Source organism: Lacticaseibacillus porcinae (assembly GCF_003946305.1).
GTDB classification, from domain to species: domain Bacteria; phylum Bacillota; class Bacilli; order Lactobacillales; family Lactobacillaceae; genus Lacticaseibacillus; species Lacticaseibacillus porcinae.
Genome location: NZ_RHNS01000013.1, coordinates 40,640 through 60,048, shown reverse-complemented (window position 1 = coordinate 60,048; position 19,409 = coordinate 40,640). Strand labels below are relative to the sequence as shown.

Sequence of the window (19,409 nt, the reverse complement as noted above, 5' to 3'; positions counted from 1 at the left end):
TTTCAAAGCATCGTCGCGTCAAACAATTGACAGCGATTCGTTGAGCTCGCTTGACGACATAAAAAAGCAGCTAGCCTTAGCTAACTGCTCACAGTTTATATATTTAGTTTTAATAGACGAAATCTAAGATGATCCAACCCATCACGCCTAAGATCGCAAGGCCTAAGAAGTTCAATGCGGAAAAGCCGATGAAGAACTTCCCAGAATCTTTATTCCCGAACTCGGTGTATTGCTTGAATACCAGCAAGTTACACATTGAGCCGACCACTGTGCCTAAGCCCCCAATGTTGGAGCCTAAGAACAGGGCTTCTTGGAAGTTGGTGAATTTGGCGATCAACACTGTCGATGGCACGTTGGAAATGATTTGACTGGAGAACATCGACGTTAAGAACACGCTATGTTCAGTGGCCATCAAGCCGCCGATCAAGGCGACGACCCAAGGCAGTTGCCGCAAGACAGACACAATCACGAAGAAGCCGCCGAAGGTCAATACCACAGCGTAATCGACATCGCCCATAATTTTTGGATTAAAGGCCAGTGCTAAGGCGATCGCAGCAACGGCGCCGACCCAGCTAGGGATCATTTCTAAGACGCCACCGAAAATGATCAATGCGACAACCACGGTGATGATCGTCGGGCGGGTTTGCACATGAATATCTTCAGCAGGCACTTGTGGTAATGGTGTCGACTTGATAAACAAGGTAAACAACGTGATCAACAAGATGCTTGCGATCAACAATGGAATGGACCAAGTGAAGAATCGCCCGACATGAATGCCGTAGTGATTCATCAAAAAGATGTTATGAGTGTTCCCAAAAGGCGTAAATGCAGAACCGAAGTTAGCTGCCATCCCGATCAAAGTGACCGGTAAGATCTCAGGTAGCTCAAACTTTTTTGCGATCCGCAAATACAGTGGTACCAGCGTCAACACCGTGACATCATTGGTCAAAAACATTCCGGCGACTAACGCCAACAAGACAAACAGCCAGGTCAGCTGTCGGTTGGTGGTCGCTCGAGCGGTCAAACGATAAGCGAAATAATCCAAGATATGTAGATATTCGAAGATCTGGATGACAGTCATCATCCCGAGGATCGAAAACAACGTGGAAAAGTTGATATCCGCTAACTTTGGCCTGGCGAAGAACAGACTGAGCACCACTAAGGCTGCGGTGATTTGTAACACCCGGTCTTTGGCGATGTTTTTAATTACGGTCATGAATTAACCCTCTCCAAAAAATGACTCAACATTCCTATTTTGCGCTAAAACCCGAACGGTGACAACAGTCGTTGTGTAAAATCCATGTAAACATCTTGCTTGTCATGTTTACAATTGGAATTTTGGTATACTAAAAGCGATAGGAGCGTGGTTTTTTGAATATTAAAATTCTTGCAGTGGGTAAGCTCAAAGAGAAATATTTTAAAGATGGCATCGCCGAATATAAAAAACGCATGAGTAAATTCGCCAAAGTCGAGTTGATCGAGGTCCCAGATGAAAAAGCCCCAGAATCTTTATCTGAAGCTGAGATGCAACAAGTCAAAGACGCAGAAGGCGAACGCTTGTTAAGTAAGATCAAAGACCGCGACTGGGTGATCGCCTTGGCCATTGAAGGCAAGCAGCGTTCTTCTGAGGACTTCGCCAAAGAAATCGATCAATTGGCGACATACGGTCATTCAGATATCGACTTTGTGATCGGTGGGTCGCTGGGGTTGTCCAAAGCGGTGATGAAGCGAGCAGATAACACCTTGTCGTTTGGTAAGTTGACCATGCCACATCAATTAATGCGCTTGGTGTTGATCGAGCAAGTTTATCGGGCGTTTATGATCAATATTGGGAGTCCGTATCATAAGTGATGCGGTTAATTGCATGAAGAATCGAAATGCAACCATCAGTTGCGGGATTGTCGTAGATAGATGGTAGACGAGTTTCAATCCTAATTAGATAATGGGACTATCAATACAGTGAGGTGAACAAAGTGTTCAAAGATAATCTCATTTCTCTACGTAAACGTGCAGGGGCGTCTCAGGAGGAACTTGCAAATGTAATAGGTGTATCACGGCAGTCTATCTCCAAATACGAGAACGGCACTGCCGAACCTGATTTGACTCACTTAGCGAAGTTGCGGGAGTATTTTGATGTCTCTTACGACTCGCTATTAGGTGAGGCTAACGTCAATACGACCGAATTGCCCATCACCGGGTCGATTCTCATTCAGTCTGCGATTGATGGTCGTATGACCTTGTTTGATATGTTTAAAATTGAGTCTGTTTTCGAAGCTTGGCGCCAAGACTCACCGAAAGCGCAGCTGATTGGTGAAATGACTAAGAATAATAATGGCTTTCTGGGACCGGATGAAATCGGTCTTGGTTGGTATGCAACTCGCACTGATGCTGAAGAGGAATTGCACGCAATTCAAACTGCCATTTCAAATGGGCAGAGTTTATATAAATTACAGCATAACGTGGCAGTTGTTAAGAGAGGACTTTTCGGGCTTAGGATGGTTCATTGATGGCTCCTTGTTGTCGTAAAGCAGGCTTCCGAATGGTGTCTCCGTCCAAGACAATCAATCAAGCTTGTTGATAACACTTTAAGCTGATATTTCCCAGGAAATAAATAAGTCGAACGAGTAAAACACAGAATCGCGGTATAACACACTTATTGTGCCGTGTTGCCGTATCAACAGCATATAATCTACTGATGGAATGTGCCACAGGTGTGCCACCCTAGATAAAAAAGCAGAACAAGATTCACCGGCAATCGGTGTATCCTGTTCTGCTTTTTTACGAAAATTCGGTTCATAAATACTCATGCTTGTAGGAAAATTTCAGCCTCCTCTTTCATACCATTCTCAATTTCTGTTTGCTCCAAGACAGAAAGTATTTTAAACCCTTGATTAAATTCTAAGCAATTTTTTTTGATCGAGCAAAATCCGATTCTAATTAGTGCATGGTAAATTAGCCCTCAATTTCAGCTGAATCAGTGATAACTTTATAGTCAATCTTCACCGCTGTTTGATTCTTTTGAGCCGTGACCGAAATTGGTCCACCTAAGATGGCAAGAAGATTTTCTAAGTTTGCCATGACCACACCAGTATCCACGGCAACCGCGATTGTCTCTGCGGTCTTCTCCTTGATCAGATCCAGCCCAAGATTGCCTTTCACAAACGAGAATCGACGTTCAATCTCGCCACGACGATTTTCTGCGTCTTGATCCTGGCGGCGCTGCGCTGGATCGACATGTTTTGGTTTGCGACCAAGCCGAGGTCCACTGACTCGGATGCCAAGATTCGCGCACATGCCAAGGTTTTCACGCGTGCGATACAGCGTGTCCAACAGCACCTCATCTGGATATTCGCCGTGAACGTCGTAGTAGTGATCTAGCGTCGCCGCAAGGTCGCCGCTTTCGTTGAAAGCATTGAATGAGAACCGTTCAATGTCGATGACACCATCCATGATCGACACATCGATTTTCGGGCCAAAGTCCACAGGAGCCTTGGACTTACCCCGCATGATCGGACGAATTTCCGGCTGGCTCAAACTCACAATCCGGTTTTCAACGCGATGCGTGTGGTTGCGATGCATGTAATCTTGTTGGTCGAATACCAACCGAATCACACCAAGCCGCTTAGCTCGCGCTGTGGTTAAGGTTGCCCCTTGGTCGATCATTTCATCGACATAGCGCAAGTCACGCCGAATGTATTGAAGTTGCGCTTTGATCTGCTTTTGCGTGAGCTTTCCCCAACGCCGTAGTTTGCGAGAAAACGCAGTCCACTTCGCATGGGCTTCGCGCTTGTATGTCCGTGGAGGCGCAATTTGAAGCTGTTTTGCCATGACCTTAATATCGTCTTCAAGCGTGGTTCTCGCCTGATTGAGCAAATGCGTGTCTTGTGGGATCTTGATGTTTACTGGTGTGCAGGTGGCATCCGTGATCATTACAGACTTCGTGGGCAAGTGCCGTTGAAGTCGTTCTCGAACGGCATCAGTATTGATATTGCGAATCAGTTCCGAAATCGGCGCGATACGCCGCCGAAAGTATGCCAATGCCGTGTGATCGAATGGTGCTTTGAGCTGATACTGCGGAATACCGATGAAGTACTGAAAAGCTGGTGTATCGCGAATCGCATCGACCACGTCACGATCTGACAATCCAGTCCGCTGTTTAATCAGTTCGGCGCCGTAAAGCAGTCGAAATGGTTTACCGGCGCGACCAAGTTTTGACGGAAAGGCTAATTGGTATGCTTCGTTCAACTTCTCCCAAGGAATTTGATCTGCCAGTTGGACCCACTTATTGTCTGCGCTAAGTGGTGTGCTCAAAGCGGTGCCAAAGGATTCAATTGAGAGTTGCGTGACTGTTTGACGATAAACCATGGATAATGCCTCCGATAGGGTTGTGATAACTGCACGGGAAATCACGGATATGCCAGAAAACCTGTGCATCTATTATACAACGATAACGGTTTAAAGAACTGTTACAGATAACTTGGACAAATTATTCACCAGCCACTAAGTAGTGGCTGTTTAGTTTAGTCGCTTTGCCAGCGGCTGACTAATACTTGTGGCGGCCTTATCTATGGCATTTTAATGGGCACACTTGCAAACTTACAATATAGCTTCAATGCCAAGACCTAGAATTACCCTACACATTTCGACCTCACTAGATAGCCGGATCACCGGTGACTTCGGCCAGTTGCCAGCGGCCAAACAAGCTGGCGAGACGTTTCGACGGTTAGGCTTTAACGATGATGATCCTCAAGGTTGGCATTTTGATGGCTGGCTATACGGCCGCGTGACTTCAGAAGGCTACTTTACTAAAGGTCACAAGCCAGCACTGAATCCAGATGCTGCACCGGTGCCTGCGGGGGACCTCGTGACCGGCTTAGGCGCAGATAAATACTACATTGCGTTTGTCCGGCGGGGCGTTATTAGGGTGGACCGATCCCATCACCGCTTATGAAGGCTATCAAGCTAGTGTCATTGAATTACTAACGGATCAAGCCAGCAACGCCTATAAAGATTATCTGCGGCGGCTGAACATTCCCTAACTATTATGTGGTGAAAGCCAGATTGATATCGGCGTCGCCCTTTCAAAGTTGAAGCAATTGTTTGGCTTAAACCACCTGATGCTCGGCGGTGGTGGGATTTTGAACTGGAGTTTCCTTGAGCAGGGCTATCTCGATAACCTCAGCTTAGTCGTGGCCCCCGCCGTTGACGGCAGACTGGACACCGCCCGCTTGTTCAATTCCCAGTTTGACAAGCACACTCGGCCAATTGGCTTTAAGTTGCAAGCTGCCACCGGTCTCGATGAGGACACTCTGTGGCTGTGCTATCGCGTTCTAGCACAACAATCATAACTGAATCACTCACGCCCGCTCCAAATGAAAATGCCCACTAGCGATTTCTCTAGTCGCCAGCGGGCGTTCTTTGTCTAATGATTGACGCGCCGCGCGGCGTGTTTGAGCAGGAACGGCGCCAATAGTGTAGTCAAAATAATGGCCGTGATGATTGCTGAGTAGTAATCTCCACTGATTAACTTGGCTTGATAGCCGATTTGAGCAATAATTAGGGCCATTTCCCCGCGCGAAACCATCCCGGCACCCACCAAGTAGGATTCGTCCAGCGAAAAACCAGACCATTTGGCCCCGCCACCAGCACCAAGCAATTTCGTGAGCGTTGCCACGACCGTCAGCACCACAATCAAGAGCAAGTCATGCTCAATGCCTGCCAACGACATATTGAGCCCAATCGAAACGAAAAACACCGGGATAAAGATGGCATAGCCGATTGGCTCAATGCTCTGGTCAACTTCGCGGGCAACATGTGTCTGGGCGATCGCAATCCCAGCGAAAAACGCCCCAATGACCGCACTCAGACCAATCAAATCGGCGATATACGCCATCCCAAAGCACAAAATCATCGCCATGAGTGTCGGTCCCACCGGAATCAATAGTTTGGTACCCAGCTTGGCCATAATTGGCGCGATAAACCGCACCACAAAATAAATCGCGACAAAGTAGATAAGCTGTTCAATAAAAGTCACCACCAGCGGTAATTGCGTCCCAGTGCTTGTTGCCGTGCCCATCACCGACACCATGATACTCAGCAAGACAACAGCGAGGACATCATCGACTACCGCAGCGCCAAGCACTGTGGCACCACTTTTGCTGTCCAATAAGTTCAGCTCCTTCATCACCGCAACCGAGATTGAAACCGACGTCGCCGCAAAGATCACGCTGAGGAACACACTTTCAAACTGGGTCAAACCAAACCACAGCCCCACCGGATAGATCAACGCCATCGGAACTAACACACCTAATACTGCGACGATGACACTTGGGCGTAAGTACTTTTTAAGCAAGGTCAAATCACTTTCCAACCCTGCAATGAACATTAAGATAATGACCCCAATTTCTGAGAAAATATGAATAAACTCGTTGGGTTGCACCCAGTTCAAAATGGCCGGTCCTAACACGATGCCCACCAAGAGCTGACCGATCACTGCCGGAACGCCAATTCGCGCGGCCAGATGCCCGACGATGCTGGTAGTAATCAAAATAAGCACAAGAACGCCTAAAAATTCCAAATAAAAACCTCCTCAAACAAAAAAACGTAAGCCAAGATTGCCCTTCCACACCCCTGAAAGAGCAAAACCTTGAGCTTACGCCAACCGAATGTTCTATTAAATTATTGTTGTTTTCTAGATTACTGGAAAATCAGCTCAACGTCAAATGGCCTTGTCGATCAGAATCATTTATTGCGAAGTACAGGCATGACGCGCATCATACCGTAGTTCTTGATTGGCGCAACCTGTTTAAGTGTCTGCATGTCTGCGTCACTAATGGCAAAATCGACTGCGGTGTTTTCCTGCATGTGCTCAGGGTCCCCCGTCTTAGGCAGCGGCATCGTCCCGATATGCAAGTCGTTGCGGATACATAGCTGGGCTGGTGTCACGTGATAGGCGGTCGCCATGTCAACGACGATCTGGTTTTTAAGCACTTTCCCATGTGCGATTGGTGCATAGGCTTCGACAAAAATATCATGTTGCTGACAATAATCGATCAAAGCCTGTGGGGGTATTGCTGATATGGCACAGCACTTGGTTGACCATTGGTTTGACTTGGCAGTCGCTGAGGATGTTCTCTAGGTCATCTTGTAGGAAGTTGGACACCCCGATTGCCCGCAGTTGGCTAGCTTGATAAGCTTCTTCCAGCGCCCGCCAAACCGCTTTATTTTCTTCAAAATAACGGTGCTTGTTGTTGCGCCATTGCCGCCAAGGTTGTGGGGCATGAATGATGACTAAATCGAGGTAATCTAAGCCGGTTTACTCAGAATATCCGCAATTGCCTGCTTGGCGCTTTCATAGCTTTTGGCTTCAGCGGAAATTTTGCTGGTGACAAATAGTTCCTCGCGCGGGACGCCACAAGTGCGAATACCTTCGCCGACACCAGCTTCATTACCATACGCTTGGACAGTATCAAACAAGCGATAGCCCACTTTGACTGAGGAGCGCACGACCTCAGCGGCATCTTGATTGTTCACAAACCAGGTCCCAAAACCTAACCTCGGCATTGTGACCCCATTATTTAATAAATAGGTTTCATCAAAAATCGTCATATTAATGCTCACTTTCCTGGTTGCGTTTGCCAATAAGCAGTCATTCCCAAAGGCTGCTCAGCGGCATCTTGATCATAATTATTCAGCCAATTTTCAACGGCGCGATCAGCATCAGAGGCACACACACCGCGAATCGCCAACCCGCGTTCAATCGTGGATCCTTGTGCTAACTCGGCCAACTCATTCAGAATGTCCCCGAACCGATTCTCTTCATGGGTACATACCGGGTAAATCGTCTTATTTTGCCACTGGAATTGTTTCATGAATGTCACCACCGGCCGTGGAAGGTGATTCCACCATTTAGGAAAAGCCAAGATGATGTGCTGACTACCGGCGATATCAGCCGTGAGCGGCTTGATTGCCGGCAACGTTCGGTCCGCCAGCTCCTGCTTCGCCACCGCTAGCGCTTCCTGGTAATCGTTCGGATAGGGGTGCACCGGCACAATTTCAGCCAAAACTGGTTGTGGGAAGCGATTGACGACTGCTTTTGCGATCAGCTCGGTGTTGCCAACATTCAAGTACGGCTGCGGGCCACGATAGAGATTCTGCCCCCGCCGCGAAAAATACACAATCATCCTTGCATTCCTCCTTGCGTACGCCAATGGTCAAGGCTTTGCGCCAGCCGGTTTAAGCCATCCTCAACCGTCGCCCGTGGACAAGCCACATTGAGTCGAAGAAAATGGTGACCATTACCGCGATATACAGTCCCGGCTGAAAGAAATAACCCACTATCCGCACGAATAAATTTCCTCAATTGTCAAATCAAGTGCAACACTTTTAAACCGATTCTTGTTAGCGGTATAGGTCATGCCATGTTGGGATAGTAATCACATGGTCGTAGCCAGCCTAGTGAACGTCTTGGGCGGTGATTCAACGCTTACTGGACCGCCTGAATTTCCTCCAAGGTCACGTGCTTAAATGACTTGCCTTTAGGGAAATACTCTCGCAAAAGGCCATTGGCATTCTCATTTGATCCGCGCTCCCAAGGCGAGTACGGATGGGCAAAGTAAATCTTCGTTCCTGTCACGCTGGCTAACGATGAGAACTCTGAACCATTGTCAAACGTGATGGAGTCGAACTCCTTGGCACCATAATCATCTATCGTTGCTTGAAGGGCGCGACGGTAGGTTTCCGCGTGATAGTCAGGCAGCTTGACGATAATTTCGGTTCGGGAGTATCGCTCCGTGAGTGTCATTAATGCTGGTTCGCTTTCAACTCGCTTTCCTTTGACCAGATCACCTTCCCAGTGACCGACTCCTAGCCGGGCGGCAACGGCCATTGGCCGATTCTCAATCGACTCTCCGAAGTTGTGCTTATTCATTCGAGCGTGGCGCAATCCTGGTCGTTTGACGCGACGCCTTAATTTGACGGGTAAGTCTAAGTTGGTAAGTGGGAGAAGACCCGCGTCAATGTACCGATAGACCGTTGGGGTTGATGGACACTTCAGGTGTGGGAAGCGCATCTGAAAGTCATGGACAAAACTATCAATGCTGTGAATGCGCGGACGCTGCTTTAACGCTTCGACCAGCTCCTTAAAGAAATAGTCACCCCGCTCTAGCAATCTCTTGGCATGACTATTGACTCTGGCCTCTTCGTGCTTGCGTTGAGCAGCATCTGCAAAATACACAGGATGGATTCGGTGGTGTGAATCCAGCTGATCAACGACACCTCGTTGTAACTCACGACTAATCGTGCTCTTACTGCGGTTCAGGTCTCTGGCAATGACACTTAAGGTTTTGCCCTGGGCGCACATCACTTCAATTTTGCCTCGTTCATCGAAAGTTAGTTGGTGATAAGAGCAAGTGGTGGTACTCTGAGAGTGGGTCATGAAGATTCCTGCTTTCTTGTATGGTTTGGACGCTAACAAGAATAGGTCTTCATGACCTTTTTGTGCAAATTGGTCTGCTTTATCAGGTGTTGCACTTCGATTTTAAACCCGGGAATTTTATTAGCAACGTGTCTCAATTGAATGTAACTCAATTTTTGTGAGCCTGGAATTCAGTATTATCATAACGATCCTAGCCCTCAGCCAGTCGCTACAGGTTAGGCTCGTTTTCATTGATTACCGTTGAATTTTTCTATTGCTTGTATTTGGTCAAAAATTATATTTATCTCTTTGACAGGTATTTTTGAGTATCTCGACTGCAATATTATCTTTCGTCCATTTTGATCAGTGCTAGGTTCACCATCTTCATCAACCGGCGTGTATGGGAGAAAGTACTGCATGATTTGTTCAAGCTGTTCCGATAATCCGTCTAATTGTCGTGGTGAGAAGTCACCCATCATGTGCATCACTCTGCGAATCTCCGCAACCTTTGGCATATACTCATCAATTCGATCAAGAACGGCCGTAGTTTCCCCAACTGCTGCCTCTTTTTCTGTTCTCAAAAGTTCTGACGGCATAACGTTGAAGAATTTAGCAATGCCAATTAGATTTTCATATGTTGGATGATTGATCTCACGTTCCCAATTAGAAATGGCCTGTCCGTTAACCGGATTATCTAAAGCGGCGCCAAGTTCTGCTTGTGATAATCTGTTTTGAAGTCGGAGCCGTTTTAGATTTGGACCAAAATAGTGTACTTCTGTCATGTCGATCACCTCACCACCAGATTACCAAACGACAATATCTGTTTCAAGCTACGCAACTATGTTTGAAAGTTTTATAGCTATAATAAGGCTAAGGAAATCCGTTGAAAGCCTTGGTATTATTGCGGTAACGTATAGATCGTCAATGCGATTAGTGATGAAAGGAGGAACCCTCGCCGCCGCGCGCGGCGTGCAGCGCGAAAGCCGCTAGCACGAGCGGCGGCGGTCGGCGTTAGCCGGCCGCCATCAGCCCCCAGTATCTAATAGGGGGGCAAATACAAGTAACAAGAAATCCGACGGTAGGCATAAAGCGCCTGTGGCACGGCCTTACCGTATAGGTAAAACGCCGAATTGCTGTTAGGACGCTTGGAAAGGAGCTAACATGCTCAAAGACTTAAACTTAATTGGCGGCATGACCAACAAAGATTGGCTTGATCAAGTACACGACGAAATGCGCGATAACAATATTACTCAAGGTCAGCTCGCAGACATGGCTAATTACAGCCGGTCACACCTGAATCAACTGCTGGGTCGCAAGAAGCCGCTCAACGATAAAGCCCGATTAGACCTGACGTTGGCGTTGCGTGCGTTGACCGGTCAGAATAATCTGGACGTCTGTATCGACTATCTCAGCGTCACCTTCAAGACGCACGACTACGAAGAGTTGATTAACGAACTGTTCCAAATCAGCCCGATCCATTTCAATCTCCACGACGGCGCTCACTACGGCTATTCAGCAACCTTAACATGCGGTGAGATCAAGATGATGTTATCACCTTACCAAGATGTGGATGCCGAAGATTACAACCCGAAAGACGACAGTGGCACAATGATTGAGCTGAAAGGTCAAGGTTGTCGCTACGTCGAATCGTATCTGCAATCGCAACATCGAACTTGGTACGATTTTCTCGAAACTTGTCTCAAACTGGATTGCCACTTCACCCGACTTGATTTAGCCATCAACGACCGCAACGGATTACTAGATGTGCCAACACTAATTGAGAAGTGCGACCATGATGAATTCAGCTCACGCTTTCGCGGGTTCAGGGACAACCGCACCAAACAGTGGCACGCCTCTGGGCGCACCTTGTACCTTGGTTCGCCACAAAGCGAAGTCAATTTCTGTATCTACGACAAGGCATTTGAGCAACATCAGAAACACCCAGAAATCGCCATTGAAGATCAACCGATCCGTACTCGCTTTGAAGTGCGGCTACGCCGCGAACGTGCCGCCACAGCGGTTGAACATCTATTGGCGACGCGCGATCCCGAACAAGTCGTGTTCGGCATCATCAATCAGTATCTGCGTTTCTTGACGCCAAGTCATAAACCCAGAAGTGAGTGGGTGTTAGATCCTCGTTGGGCGGCGTTCATCGGTAACAATCGGGATAAGCTGCGACTTTCCACTAATCCAGAACCGTTAAACTATGACCATATTACGCGGTGGTTGAGAAAGCAAGTCGCACCCTCACTCAAGATGTTGCAGTTGATTGACCAGTACAATAACACAAACGAACTCAAAGCCATCATCGACAGTGGTAAGTTGACGCAACGCCACTGGGACGTGATCCACCATTTTCAGCACCAACGCAACGGTGTTATGACCGATTCAAAGCAACGTGAGAAATCAAAAAAGAGCGACTACGCCGACCAAAGCAAGTAGTCACCCTTCACAGATAAAATATGGGTTCTATCTGGTTTGATTATCTCACTCCCACCAAACTTTAGGAAGTGATTTGATTGAATATTAACGTACCAGCACAGCCAGTCTTCCTGACGATGACTAGAGCTGACCTTATCAAGCTGGGGTACAGTCAATCGCAAGCAAGCCGTATCATCAAAATGGCAAAAGAGTTGTTGCTCAAACGTGGCCTTGGATGGTACGGTAAGAAAGGCGTAGACCGTGTTCCAGTGGAAGCAGTAGACGCAGTATTAGGCTTGAAACTAAGCCAACTTGAGGGTGCACCAAGTGGCCTTTCCGCAGTTAAGGAGGAACTATCTTGACTACGAAAGACCATATTACCAAACAGGCGGACGGCACTTTTAGCTTCCGCGTAAGCTTAGGAACTGACAAACGAACTGGCAAACGAATTCAAAAACGTGCCAGCGGCTTCAAAACGAAAACGGAGGCGAAAAAAGCAAGAGTTGCAATGTTGGCGGCGGGGATCGCCGATGATGAGGACATCAAGCAGACTAAGTTTGGCGACTTTATGGAAGACGTGTTCAAGCCTTGGTACAAAACCCAAGTAAAGCCACGCACCTACCGTCAGCGGCTAGTCTTGATGAACAGTGAGTATCTGACTAGGTTCAACGACATCATCATTGACCAAATTCGGCCGATTGATGTGCAACATTGGCAAGTCAGCGTACTCAAAGACTGTAAGCAATCCTATGCGCGTACCATCAACATTATGTTAGGCCAAGTGCTTGAACGTGCTAAGGCGCTTGGTATCATCAACGAGAATCCAGTACGGGTCGTTGGCCTCATCAAAAAGAAGAAAGCGAAGATCAATTTCTGGACGCAAGCCGACTTCCAAAAGGTACTCGCCAAGACGAACACCAACACGTACACTGGCCGCTTTGATTACACGATGTTGTGGTTCATGTTCATGTCTGGCTTGCGTAGCGGTGAAGCACGGGCGTTAAAGTGGACAGACGTTGATCTTGAAGCTAAGACGGTGAACATCAATAAGACCATGGACTATCACAACCGCAACTGGTTTGAAACTCCAGCGCCAAAGACTGCCGCCAGTCGCCGTACCGTGGCGCTTGATGATGATACCATTGCGTGCTTAGATGCGTGGCAGGTCGCACAAGCGGCGATGGTGACGTCCGAGTGGGTATTCTCACGTGATGGGATTCCGTGCTCTGACGGGCAATTTTTGGATATTGTGGACGCGTACAGTACACTCGCCAAAGTTCAGCGGATTACCGTGCATGGCCTCCGCCACTCGCATGTGTCGCTGTTGATCAGTCTCGGTGAAAACCCGCTCCAGATTAAAGAACGTCTGGGACATGAGGACATCGAAACGACGCTCGGCACTTACGGTCATCTTTACCCCAACAGTAACTTTGAAGTCGCAAAAAAGCTCAACGGGATATTCTCCAAGGAGGTGCCCGATGAGCCAAAATAATTTGAAAAGGGTCAAAACTGTGCCACCGTAAAATCGGTGGTGCTAGAAACATCGATACCACGGGACGGGTGCGAGATGCGCCATTGTTCCCGGGAAATACCGCGCAACGCTACATTGCGGCATGAAATCGATATTATCGGGAACTTGTCGTGGCATAATGAGCTTGGAGGTGATTGAAATGTTGATCGGTGAAAAGCTTGCGGCGCAACGGATTAAATTGGATTGGACGCAGCAAGAGTTGGCAGATAAATTATTTGTCACGCGGCAGACGATATCAAAGTGGGAATTAGATAAAAGCCAACCAGATCTTGATGATTTAGCGTTGTTGTGCCGGCTACTCCATTTGGATGTTGGTAAATTATTGAAGACGTCTCAACTCAATGATGGTAGCGCAGATGAGTTGCTTGCCGCACCAGCAATCACAGCAATTAAACCAGTCGCCACCTTGCGACCATTTTACGTGCGTGCGCAGCTTAATGGTCGTGAATACCCTCAAGCTGTGCAATGGGGAAAGCAGTGGCTTAAACAAATCGATCAAACTCGGTTTGTAGTTGGCGAGGCAGAGTTCGGTCAACAATTGATCTTGAAGGATGAACAAGGGCAACAACTGGCGGCAATCGATCCTAATGAGGCGCATTTGACGGTTGCTTTACTGCGTTCGATGCGGATGAATACGCGTTATCAAGTCTTGCTCAGTGTTCATGTCGGAACGGATACGTATCGATTGTTGATCTACTCCTTGCTGGTGGTACCTGAGTTAGGCGATTGGTTGTTGGCGCACGCACAGCACTTTAGTGATCCGATGCAATTGGCTGCGCATCGTGATACCATCGATTGGCGACAGTTGTCTAAAAGTGATTTTGAAAAACTGGCGGCCAATACGCCGTATCTTTTGCCGTATCAAAATAATGGTTCACCGAGTTGGACATGAGTAACACCTGAACAGATGAGAACTCTCATCGTCACTGAATAGAGATGTCGGTGAAAGACGCAGAAGTTGAGATTTCTTCTGGTGCTGACATGACATTGACCGTTCCTTTTGCGGAACACGCATGATATAATGAAGCCATAGAAAAAGACGTCATGCGACAACATGGCGTCCGAGCAGACCGTTAAAGACGGTTGGCATTAATTAATAGCAAATGAGACCGTTAAACCTCAGCCACGAAGTTTACTGACGGTCTTTTTGATTGCCAACGATTGCTTGAATGATAACGACTACCAAACCGATGAGTGTCAGAACGAATCCACCAAACATCAGCATGAGAGTCAATGCATCTGCAATTGTTACTAAAAGGCGCCTCCTTTCCATAAAGTTTGGTCATTGTGCATAAGCACCACCTCGCATTGGATCAGATTTACCAACCGTTTTTCAACTTTCTGCCTGAATATTGTATCATGACAGGGTGGTTGGAACATGACATGCGTATGATGGTTTGCTAAAAAGGGCGTGGGAAACCGCCGGGATGAATGATACGCTAGCCCGTATCATAAGTGATGCGGTTCTCGATATAAACGAAACTAATGAGTTATAATTCTGTCGTTCGGATACCAGTGATCTAAATCTCAACGGAGGCGTCATGAATAAAGCAGCAACCTACCAATATCTAAAGGCTCATGGCGTCGAATTTGAAGTTAATGAGCACAAAGCAGTTTTTAATATGGGAGAGTTAAGTGCTGTAAACTTGGCTTATCCTGAATGGGATGCCAAAAATCTCTTTCTGCGAGATGACAAAAAACGGCATTACTATCTGGTTTCAGTTAAAGGTGACAAAAGAGTTGATCTCAAAGCCTTCCGCAAGCAACAGGGATTGCGGCCACTTTCGTTTGCATCACTGCATGATTTGTTGACGATCATGAGGTTGACCCCGGGATCTGTGACGCCACTTGGACTTTTGAATGATGCAGATTGCAAAGTACATTTCTATCTGGATACCGAATTTTTAGGCAATGTCATTGGGGTCCATCCTAACGACAATACGGCTACAGTATGGTTGAGTGCTGATGCCCTTATTCGGATCATTAAAGCACATGGCAATGACGTCGATATCGTTGATTTAAACGGGTAAAGCAATTGTGGGCGAATTTTCTCATTCACACATTGAAGAAAGGTGAGACGCACATGGATAATACGATCACATACAGCATCGGCGACGTTGCCAAACGCTTAGGCCTGACAGTTCAAGCGATTCGTTATTATGATGCAGAAGGCTTGTTGCCATTGTTGAAACGCGATGCTGGTGGCAGGCGCGTGTTTACTGAAGATGATATCCGGACTTTGCAAATGATTTTAGACTTACGCGATGCTGGCGTGTCAATCAAAGATAGTGCGCAGTTTGAAAACTGGCGCTTACAAGGAGATCAAACGCTGCAAGCTCGCGCTGATTTTTTAGATGCCCATGAACATGAACTGCAGTCGCGCATTGATAGTCTCAACGCGTCAATGGCGCATTTGCATTTTAAACAATGGTATTATCAAACTGCGTTGCAAGCTGGCACAGAGCAGATCCATTTGGTTGGCGATACCAAAGAAATCAAACAAGCCACTTTTGACGATTATGCCAAATTGCACAACGATTCGCCGCTTGACCTCTAGTCGACTATAGGGACTATGCTATGATCTGAGGAGGTCATGGCATGAAAATTATGATCATTGGGGTGTTCGGTCGCGCTGGGCGGGCGATTTATCGAGAAGCTAAGCGACGTGGACACGATGTCGTCGGCGTCGCCCCTCGTCGCCACAAACATCCTGTGGTGGATCAGTTGATCCTCAAAGATATCCAAGCGTTGAGCAAAGACGACGTGAAAGGGTTTGATGCAGTGATCGACGCCGTCGGGGGTTGGTCGCCGCAAACTCAAGTTGTGCATACATTAGGGTTGGCCCATGTGATCGCGTTATTGCAAGATACCAAGACGCGCTATTTGAAAGTCGGTGGCGCCAATACGCTGTATACCGATCCTGAACATCGCCATCAACTCCAAGAAGATAAGCGATATTACCCGCGCTATATGCAAGATCTCTGTTTAGCGCATAGCATCGGCTGGCAACAACTCAAAGATAGTCAAGGCGTCATGTGGACTTATGTGACGCCGCCATATAATTTTGATCCTGAAGGTCGGGCGACGGGCCACTATCAAGTGACTGGGGATGAATATTTCCCCACCCCTGATCCCAGTGATGGTCAAAATGATTACATCAGTTATTCAGATTATGCCAAAGGGATGATCGATATCGTTGAGAGTCATCAATATATTGGTCAGCAGATCACCTTATTTTCAGGGAACAATCCAGATCCCAGTCAACGCTATTGAGTTGCGCTTAAATCTCGCTGATCATCAGCGGGATTTTTTTTAAAATTTGCTTGACCTCTAGTTCACTATAGGCTGTATCGTAGTGCTTGCACTGCAAAAAGTGAAAATCAAAATATTGGAGGGATAGCGTGGTATTTTTAGCGTTGGTGCCTATTATCATGGGTGCGGGATTAGCGACGCAAACGGCGATCAATTCAAAATTGCGTCAGTTTGTGGGCTCACCTTATTTGGCTTCAGGCATTTCGTTTATGATCGGGCTGTTGTTTTTGTTCATTTTAGGTCGATTTTTGCATCAACCCATGTTGCCAACTGCCAGTTTTGTGACGACACAACCTTGGTGGATCTGGCTTGGTGGAGTTTTTGGTGTGATCGGATTAACTGGCAATATTGTGTTGTTTAGCACCTTGGGCAGTATTCAAGCGTCAGTATTGCCGATTTTAGGCCAGATCATCATGGGCGTGGTGATCGATCAATTCGGGTTATTTGGGTCGCCAACCCAAGGGATGACTTGGTTGAAAGGCCTCGGCGTCGTGATCTTAGTGATCGGTGTGTTGATCACGATCGGCGTGATCGGACCCACTGATCCGCTGACGAAGCGAACATTATCGAAAATGCATGTGAAATATCAGTTGGTTTATCAAATTTTTGGCGTGGCGGCAGGGATGCTGATGGCTTCACAAACAGCGATCAATGGCCATTTAGGGGTGAAGTTAGGCTCAAGTATTCAAGCTGCGACGATTTCGTTTGCAATCGGCACGCTTCTATTATTTTTGGTGCTTTGTTTCACGCATACTAGTTTTAGCCCCATTCGTGAGGCGGTGATCGCGACTAAACGTTATTGGTGGTTGTGGTGTGGCGGTGCGATCGGTGGGGCATACATCTTGTGTAGTGCTTGGTTAGCACCGTTACTAGGTACCGGACAAGTTGTGATTTTGGCGTTGTTTGGGCAATTGCTATTTAGCGCCGTGGTTGAACACTTCGGGATGTTTGACTCATTTGAATCACCGATCGAGCGGGAAAAAATCATCGGTTTGATCGTAATGTTTGTCAGTGTCGTCGAGATCCACTTCGTTTAAAAGGAGAATATGAATGACTAAAAATGTTTTGATCATAGGTGCCAGTGGCTCGATTGCACGCATTGTGGTGCAAGATCTGTTGGCGCAAGTCGGCAAAGACATCACTAAATTAACGCTATTGGTACGACATCCCCAAAAGCTGGCAGGACTTGATTTATCCGATCCTGGCGTGCAAGTTGTTCAAGCAGATGTGTTGGACACCGACCATTTGGCGACGATCATGGCTGGTCAATCCTTGGTTTACGGGAACTTGTATGGCGCTGATCTTGGTCAACAGGCGGCTTCTGTGGTCAAAGCGATGCATCAAGCACAAGTGCGTCGTTTGATCTGGATCTCTGCTAATGGTGTTTATGGTGAAATTCCAGGTGCATATGGACGCTGGAATCAAGCGATGTTAGGCAGTACGTTAACGGCATATGCAGATGCCACTCAAGTCGTGGAAGCAAGTCAATTAGATTACACGTTGATTCGACCGGCATGGTTTCAAGATGAACCAGAAGTGGATTATGAAATGACCTTTAAAGGCGAAGCGTTCAAAGGTACCGAAATTTCACGTCAAAGTGTCGCTGATCTGGTTGAAAAACTGATCCATGATCCTGAACAATTGATCGGCGAATCTGTTGGCATCAGTAAGCCTCATACTGAAGGACCGGCGCCGCGGTGGTATCGATAAACTGAAAGCTGCCATCGATTTTTTTAAGCGCATCAGATCTCAATGAGTAAATCGGGTGGTGTATTAATCTAGCAGTATGATAGCTGCTAGGTATTTTTTGTGAAAATGCTGGAATTGTCATGCAGAGACTAATTAATTGACCAGATAGATTTTTTCTGCAAGGTTGCTTCTCCAAAAATAATGGTGGAAAATCAGAGTGGTCGAATTCAAAAACTCAAAAGGAAGCATTCAAATGCAATTTTCAATTGATCCAGCGATTGACGGGGCATTACTCGTCAGTGAAATTACCTTCAAGAACACCGCTCATAGCGATAAGCTTTGGCGTGAACGCCTCGACCCATTGATCGATGCGATTGCCAACAAGGATACATTGGAGACGTTACGGGATGATCCAGAAATTTAAGCGACTAAAGCTGGTTATAAACATGTTGGCAAAGATCCTAGTCGCTATCGACCTTCGAGTGACAGCTTATGGCGGCGAGTGATCAAAGGCAAAGGACTGTATGCAGTTAATAATTTGGTGGATTTGAATAATGAGTTATCGCTGCGATTGCATTTGCCACTGGGGAGTTATGATCTCGACCAACTTGAAACGCCTCTCACTTATACGGTAGCGCCAGCTGGTGCGACTTATCCCGGCATCGGGAAAGCGGCCATCGATCTTGCTAATGGTTTGGTTTTAAAAGATGCAAAAGGATTCTTCGGTAGTCCAACTGCAGATTCGACGCGAGCGATGATCACCGAAAACACGACTCATGCTTTAGTGGTCGTCTATGCGTTTGGGGAATTCGATGCGTCACAAATTCAAAAGACAGTGGCTGATAGTTGCAAGACTTATCTTGGGGATTGTCGTGTAGTCGATCAGTTTACTGTGAAATGATTCACCTTTTAATATCACACTCATCTCCTCAGTACCGCAAAGCCCTCATCGGATCGCACATCTGATGAGGACTTTGTGGTATTGAGGTGATTTCATAGGTGATGAGTCGGTGGTAAGATAAACAGAAAGCCTGAGTTTGG

Annotated in this window: 21 protein-coding genes and 3 pseudogenes; 15 read left to right on the top strand and 9 right to left on the bottom strand. The window is 47.0% G+C overall.

Annotated features, from left to right (window positions below; genetic code table 11):
* Positions 1-109 precede the first annotated feature (109 nt).
* Complete coding sequence (locus tag EKM92_RS10235) at positions 110-1,216, bottom strand: SLC13 family permease (protein WP_125710462.1); 1,107 nt, start codon at positions 1,214-1,216, stop codon at positions 110-112.
* A 155-nt stretch (positions 1,217-1,371) separates the two neighbouring features.
* Here EKM92_RS10235 and rlmH point away from each other — a divergent pair, with 155 nt between their 5' ends.
* Positions 1,372-1,851, top strand: coding sequence for a 23S rRNA (pseudouridine(1915)-N(3))-methyltransferase RlmH (gene rlmH, locus EKM92_RS10230; protein ID WP_125710460.1), 480 nt, complete (start codon positions 1,372-1,374; stop codon positions 1,849-1,851).
* A gap of 122 nt (positions 1,852-1,973) precedes the next feature.
* Positions 1,974-2,507, top strand: coding sequence for a helix-turn-helix domain-containing protein (locus tag EKM92_RS10225; protein ID WP_164509969.1), 534 nt, complete (start codon positions 1,974-1,976; stop codon positions 2,505-2,507).
* 445 nt (positions 2,508-2,952) lie between these two features.
* Here EKM92_RS10225 and EKM92_RS10220 read toward each other — a convergent pair whose 3' ends face one another.
* Positions 2,953-4,365, bottom strand: coding sequence for an IS5 family transposase (locus EKM92_RS10220; RefSeq protein WP_125710457.1), 1,413 nt, complete (start codon positions 4,363-4,365; stop codon positions 2,953-2,955).
* Positions 4,366-4,612: 247 nt separating this feature from the next.
* Between EKM92_RS10220 and EKM92_RS10215 the strand changes: the two genes are divergently transcribed.
* On the top strand, positions 4,613-4,951 hold the full coding sequence (locus EKM92_RS10215) for a hypothetical protein (protein ID WP_125710455.1): 339 nt from the start codon (positions 4,613-4,615) through the stop codon (positions 4,949-4,951).
* A gap of 109 nt (positions 4,952-5,060) precedes the next feature.
* On the top strand, positions 5,061-5,348 hold the full coding sequence (locus EKM92_RS13890) for a dihydrofolate reductase family protein (RefSeq protein WP_125710482.1): 288 nt from the start codon (positions 5,061-5,063) through the stop codon (positions 5,346-5,348).
* Between the two features lie 74 nt (positions 5,349-5,422).
* Here EKM92_RS13890 and EKM92_RS10205 read toward each other — a convergent pair whose 3' ends face one another.
* The 6 genes and pseudogenes from EKM92_RS10205 to EKM92_RS10180 form a co-directional block, all read right to left on the bottom strand.
* On the bottom strand, positions 5,423-6,577 hold the full coding sequence (locus EKM92_RS10205; RefSeq protein WP_125710453.1) for a cation:proton antiporter: 1,155 nt from the start codon (positions 6,575-6,577) through the stop codon (positions 5,423-5,425).
* A 164-nt stretch (positions 6,578-6,741) separates the two neighbouring features.
* Positions 6,742-7,285: pseudogene (locus EKM92_RS13865) on the bottom strand (aldo/keto reductase).
* A 20-nt stretch (positions 7,286-7,305) separates the two neighbouring features.
* Positions 7,306-7,608, bottom strand: a complete 303-nt coding sequence (locus tag EKM92_RS13860; protein ID WP_338035120.1) for an aldo/keto reductase — start codon at positions 7,606-7,608, stop codon at positions 7,306-7,308.
* A gap of 8 nt (positions 7,609-7,616) precedes the next feature.
* Positions 7,617-8,183 carry a flavodoxin gene (locus EKM92_RS13660; RefSeq protein WP_125710451.1) on the bottom strand — a complete coding sequence of 189 codons (567 nt, stop codon included), beginning with the start codon at positions 8,181-8,183 and terminating at the stop codon, positions 7,617-7,619.
* Positions 8,184-8,488: 305 nt separating this feature from the next.
* Positions 8,489-9,436, bottom strand: a pseudogene (locus EKM92_RS10185) (IS30 family transposase); the annotation flags it as partial.
* Between the two features lie 227 nt (positions 9,437-9,663).
* A complete protein-coding gene (locus tag EKM92_RS10180) occupies positions 9,664-10,197 on the bottom strand; it encodes a helix-turn-helix domain-containing protein (RefSeq protein ID WP_125710447.1) in 534 nt (177 codons plus the stop codon).
* A gap of 379 nt (positions 10,198-10,576) precedes the next feature.
* Here EKM92_RS10180 and EKM92_RS10175 point away from each other — a divergent pair, with 379 nt between their 5' ends.
* From EKM92_RS10175 to EKM92_RS10160, 4 genes are all read left to right on the top strand, one after another.
* Positions 10,577-11,857 carry a replication initiation factor domain-containing protein gene (locus tag EKM92_RS10175; RefSeq protein WP_124974709.1) on the top strand — a complete coding sequence of 427 codons (1,281 nt, stop codon included), beginning with the start codon at positions 10,577-10,579 and terminating at the stop codon, positions 11,855-11,857.
* A 77-nt stretch (positions 11,858-11,934) separates the two neighbouring features.
* Complete coding sequence (locus EKM92_RS10170) at positions 11,935-12,198, top strand: DUF3173 family protein (RefSeq protein WP_225419259.1); 264 nt, start codon at positions 11,935-11,937, stop codon at positions 12,196-12,198.
* Complete coding sequence (locus EKM92_RS10165; protein WP_125572178.1) at positions 12,195-13,328, top strand: site-specific integrase; 1,134 nt, start codon at positions 12,195-12,197, stop codon at positions 13,326-13,328. Before EKM92_RS10170 ends, EKM92_RS10165 begins: the two co-directional genes overlap by 4 nt.
* Positions 13,329-13,506: 178 nt before the next feature.
* Complete coding sequence (locus EKM92_RS10160) at positions 13,507-14,259, top strand: helix-turn-helix transcriptional regulator (protein WP_125710445.1); 753 nt, start codon at positions 13,507-13,509, stop codon at positions 14,257-14,259.
* A gap of 240 nt (positions 14,260-14,499) precedes the next feature.
* Here EKM92_RS10160 and EKM92_RS10155 read toward each other — a convergent pair whose 3' ends face one another.
* Entirely contained in the window at positions 14,500-14,640 is a 141-nt protein-coding gene (locus EKM92_RS10155) for a putative holin-like toxin (protein ID WP_125710443.1), read from the bottom strand.
* Between the two features lie 268 nt (positions 14,641-14,908).
* Here EKM92_RS10155 and EKM92_RS10150 point away from each other — a divergent pair, with 268 nt between their 5' ends.
* From EKM92_RS10150 to EKM92_RS13760, 7 genes and pseudogenes are all read left to right on the top strand, one after another.
* Positions 14,909-15,397 (top strand): prolyl-tRNA synthetase associated domain-containing protein, encoded by a 489-nt coding sequence (locus tag EKM92_RS10150; protein ID WP_125710441.1) that lies wholly within the window; start codon positions 14,909-14,911, stop codon positions 15,395-15,397.
* A 53-nt stretch (positions 15,398-15,450) separates the two neighbouring features.
* Positions 15,451-15,924: a MerR family transcriptional regulator gene (locus tag EKM92_RS10145; RefSeq protein ID WP_125710440.1), complete on the top strand. Its 474-nt coding sequence runs from the start codon at positions 15,451-15,453 to the stop codon at positions 15,922-15,924.
* A gap of 41 nt (positions 15,925-15,965) precedes the next feature.
* Positions 15,966-16,640, top strand: coding sequence for an NAD(P)-dependent oxidoreductase (locus EKM92_RS10140; protein ID WP_125710438.1), 675 nt, complete (start codon positions 15,966-15,968; stop codon positions 16,638-16,640).
* Positions 16,641-16,768: 128 nt separating this feature from the next.
* Positions 16,769-17,716 carry a DMT family transporter gene (locus EKM92_RS10135; protein ID WP_125710436.1) on the top strand — a complete coding sequence of 316 codons (948 nt, stop codon included), beginning with the start codon at positions 16,769-16,771 and terminating at the stop codon, positions 17,714-17,716.
* Between the two features lie 13 nt (positions 17,717-17,729).
* Positions 17,730-18,389: an NAD(P)H-binding protein gene (locus EKM92_RS10130; protein WP_125710434.1), complete on the top strand. Its 660-nt coding sequence runs from the start codon at positions 17,730-17,732 to the stop codon at positions 18,387-18,389.
* Between the two features lie 232 nt (positions 18,390-18,621).
* Positions 18,622-18,792 carry a hypothetical protein gene (locus tag EKM92_RS13765; RefSeq protein ID WP_225420781.1) on the top strand — a complete coding sequence of 57 codons (171 nt, stop codon included), beginning with the start codon at positions 18,622-18,624 and terminating at the stop codon, positions 18,790-18,792.
* 27 nt (positions 18,793-18,819) lie between these two features.
* Positions 18,820-19,269, top strand: a pseudogene (locus tag EKM92_RS13760) (B3/B4 domain-containing protein); the annotation flags it as partial.
* Positions 19,270-19,409 lie beyond the last annotated feature (140 nt).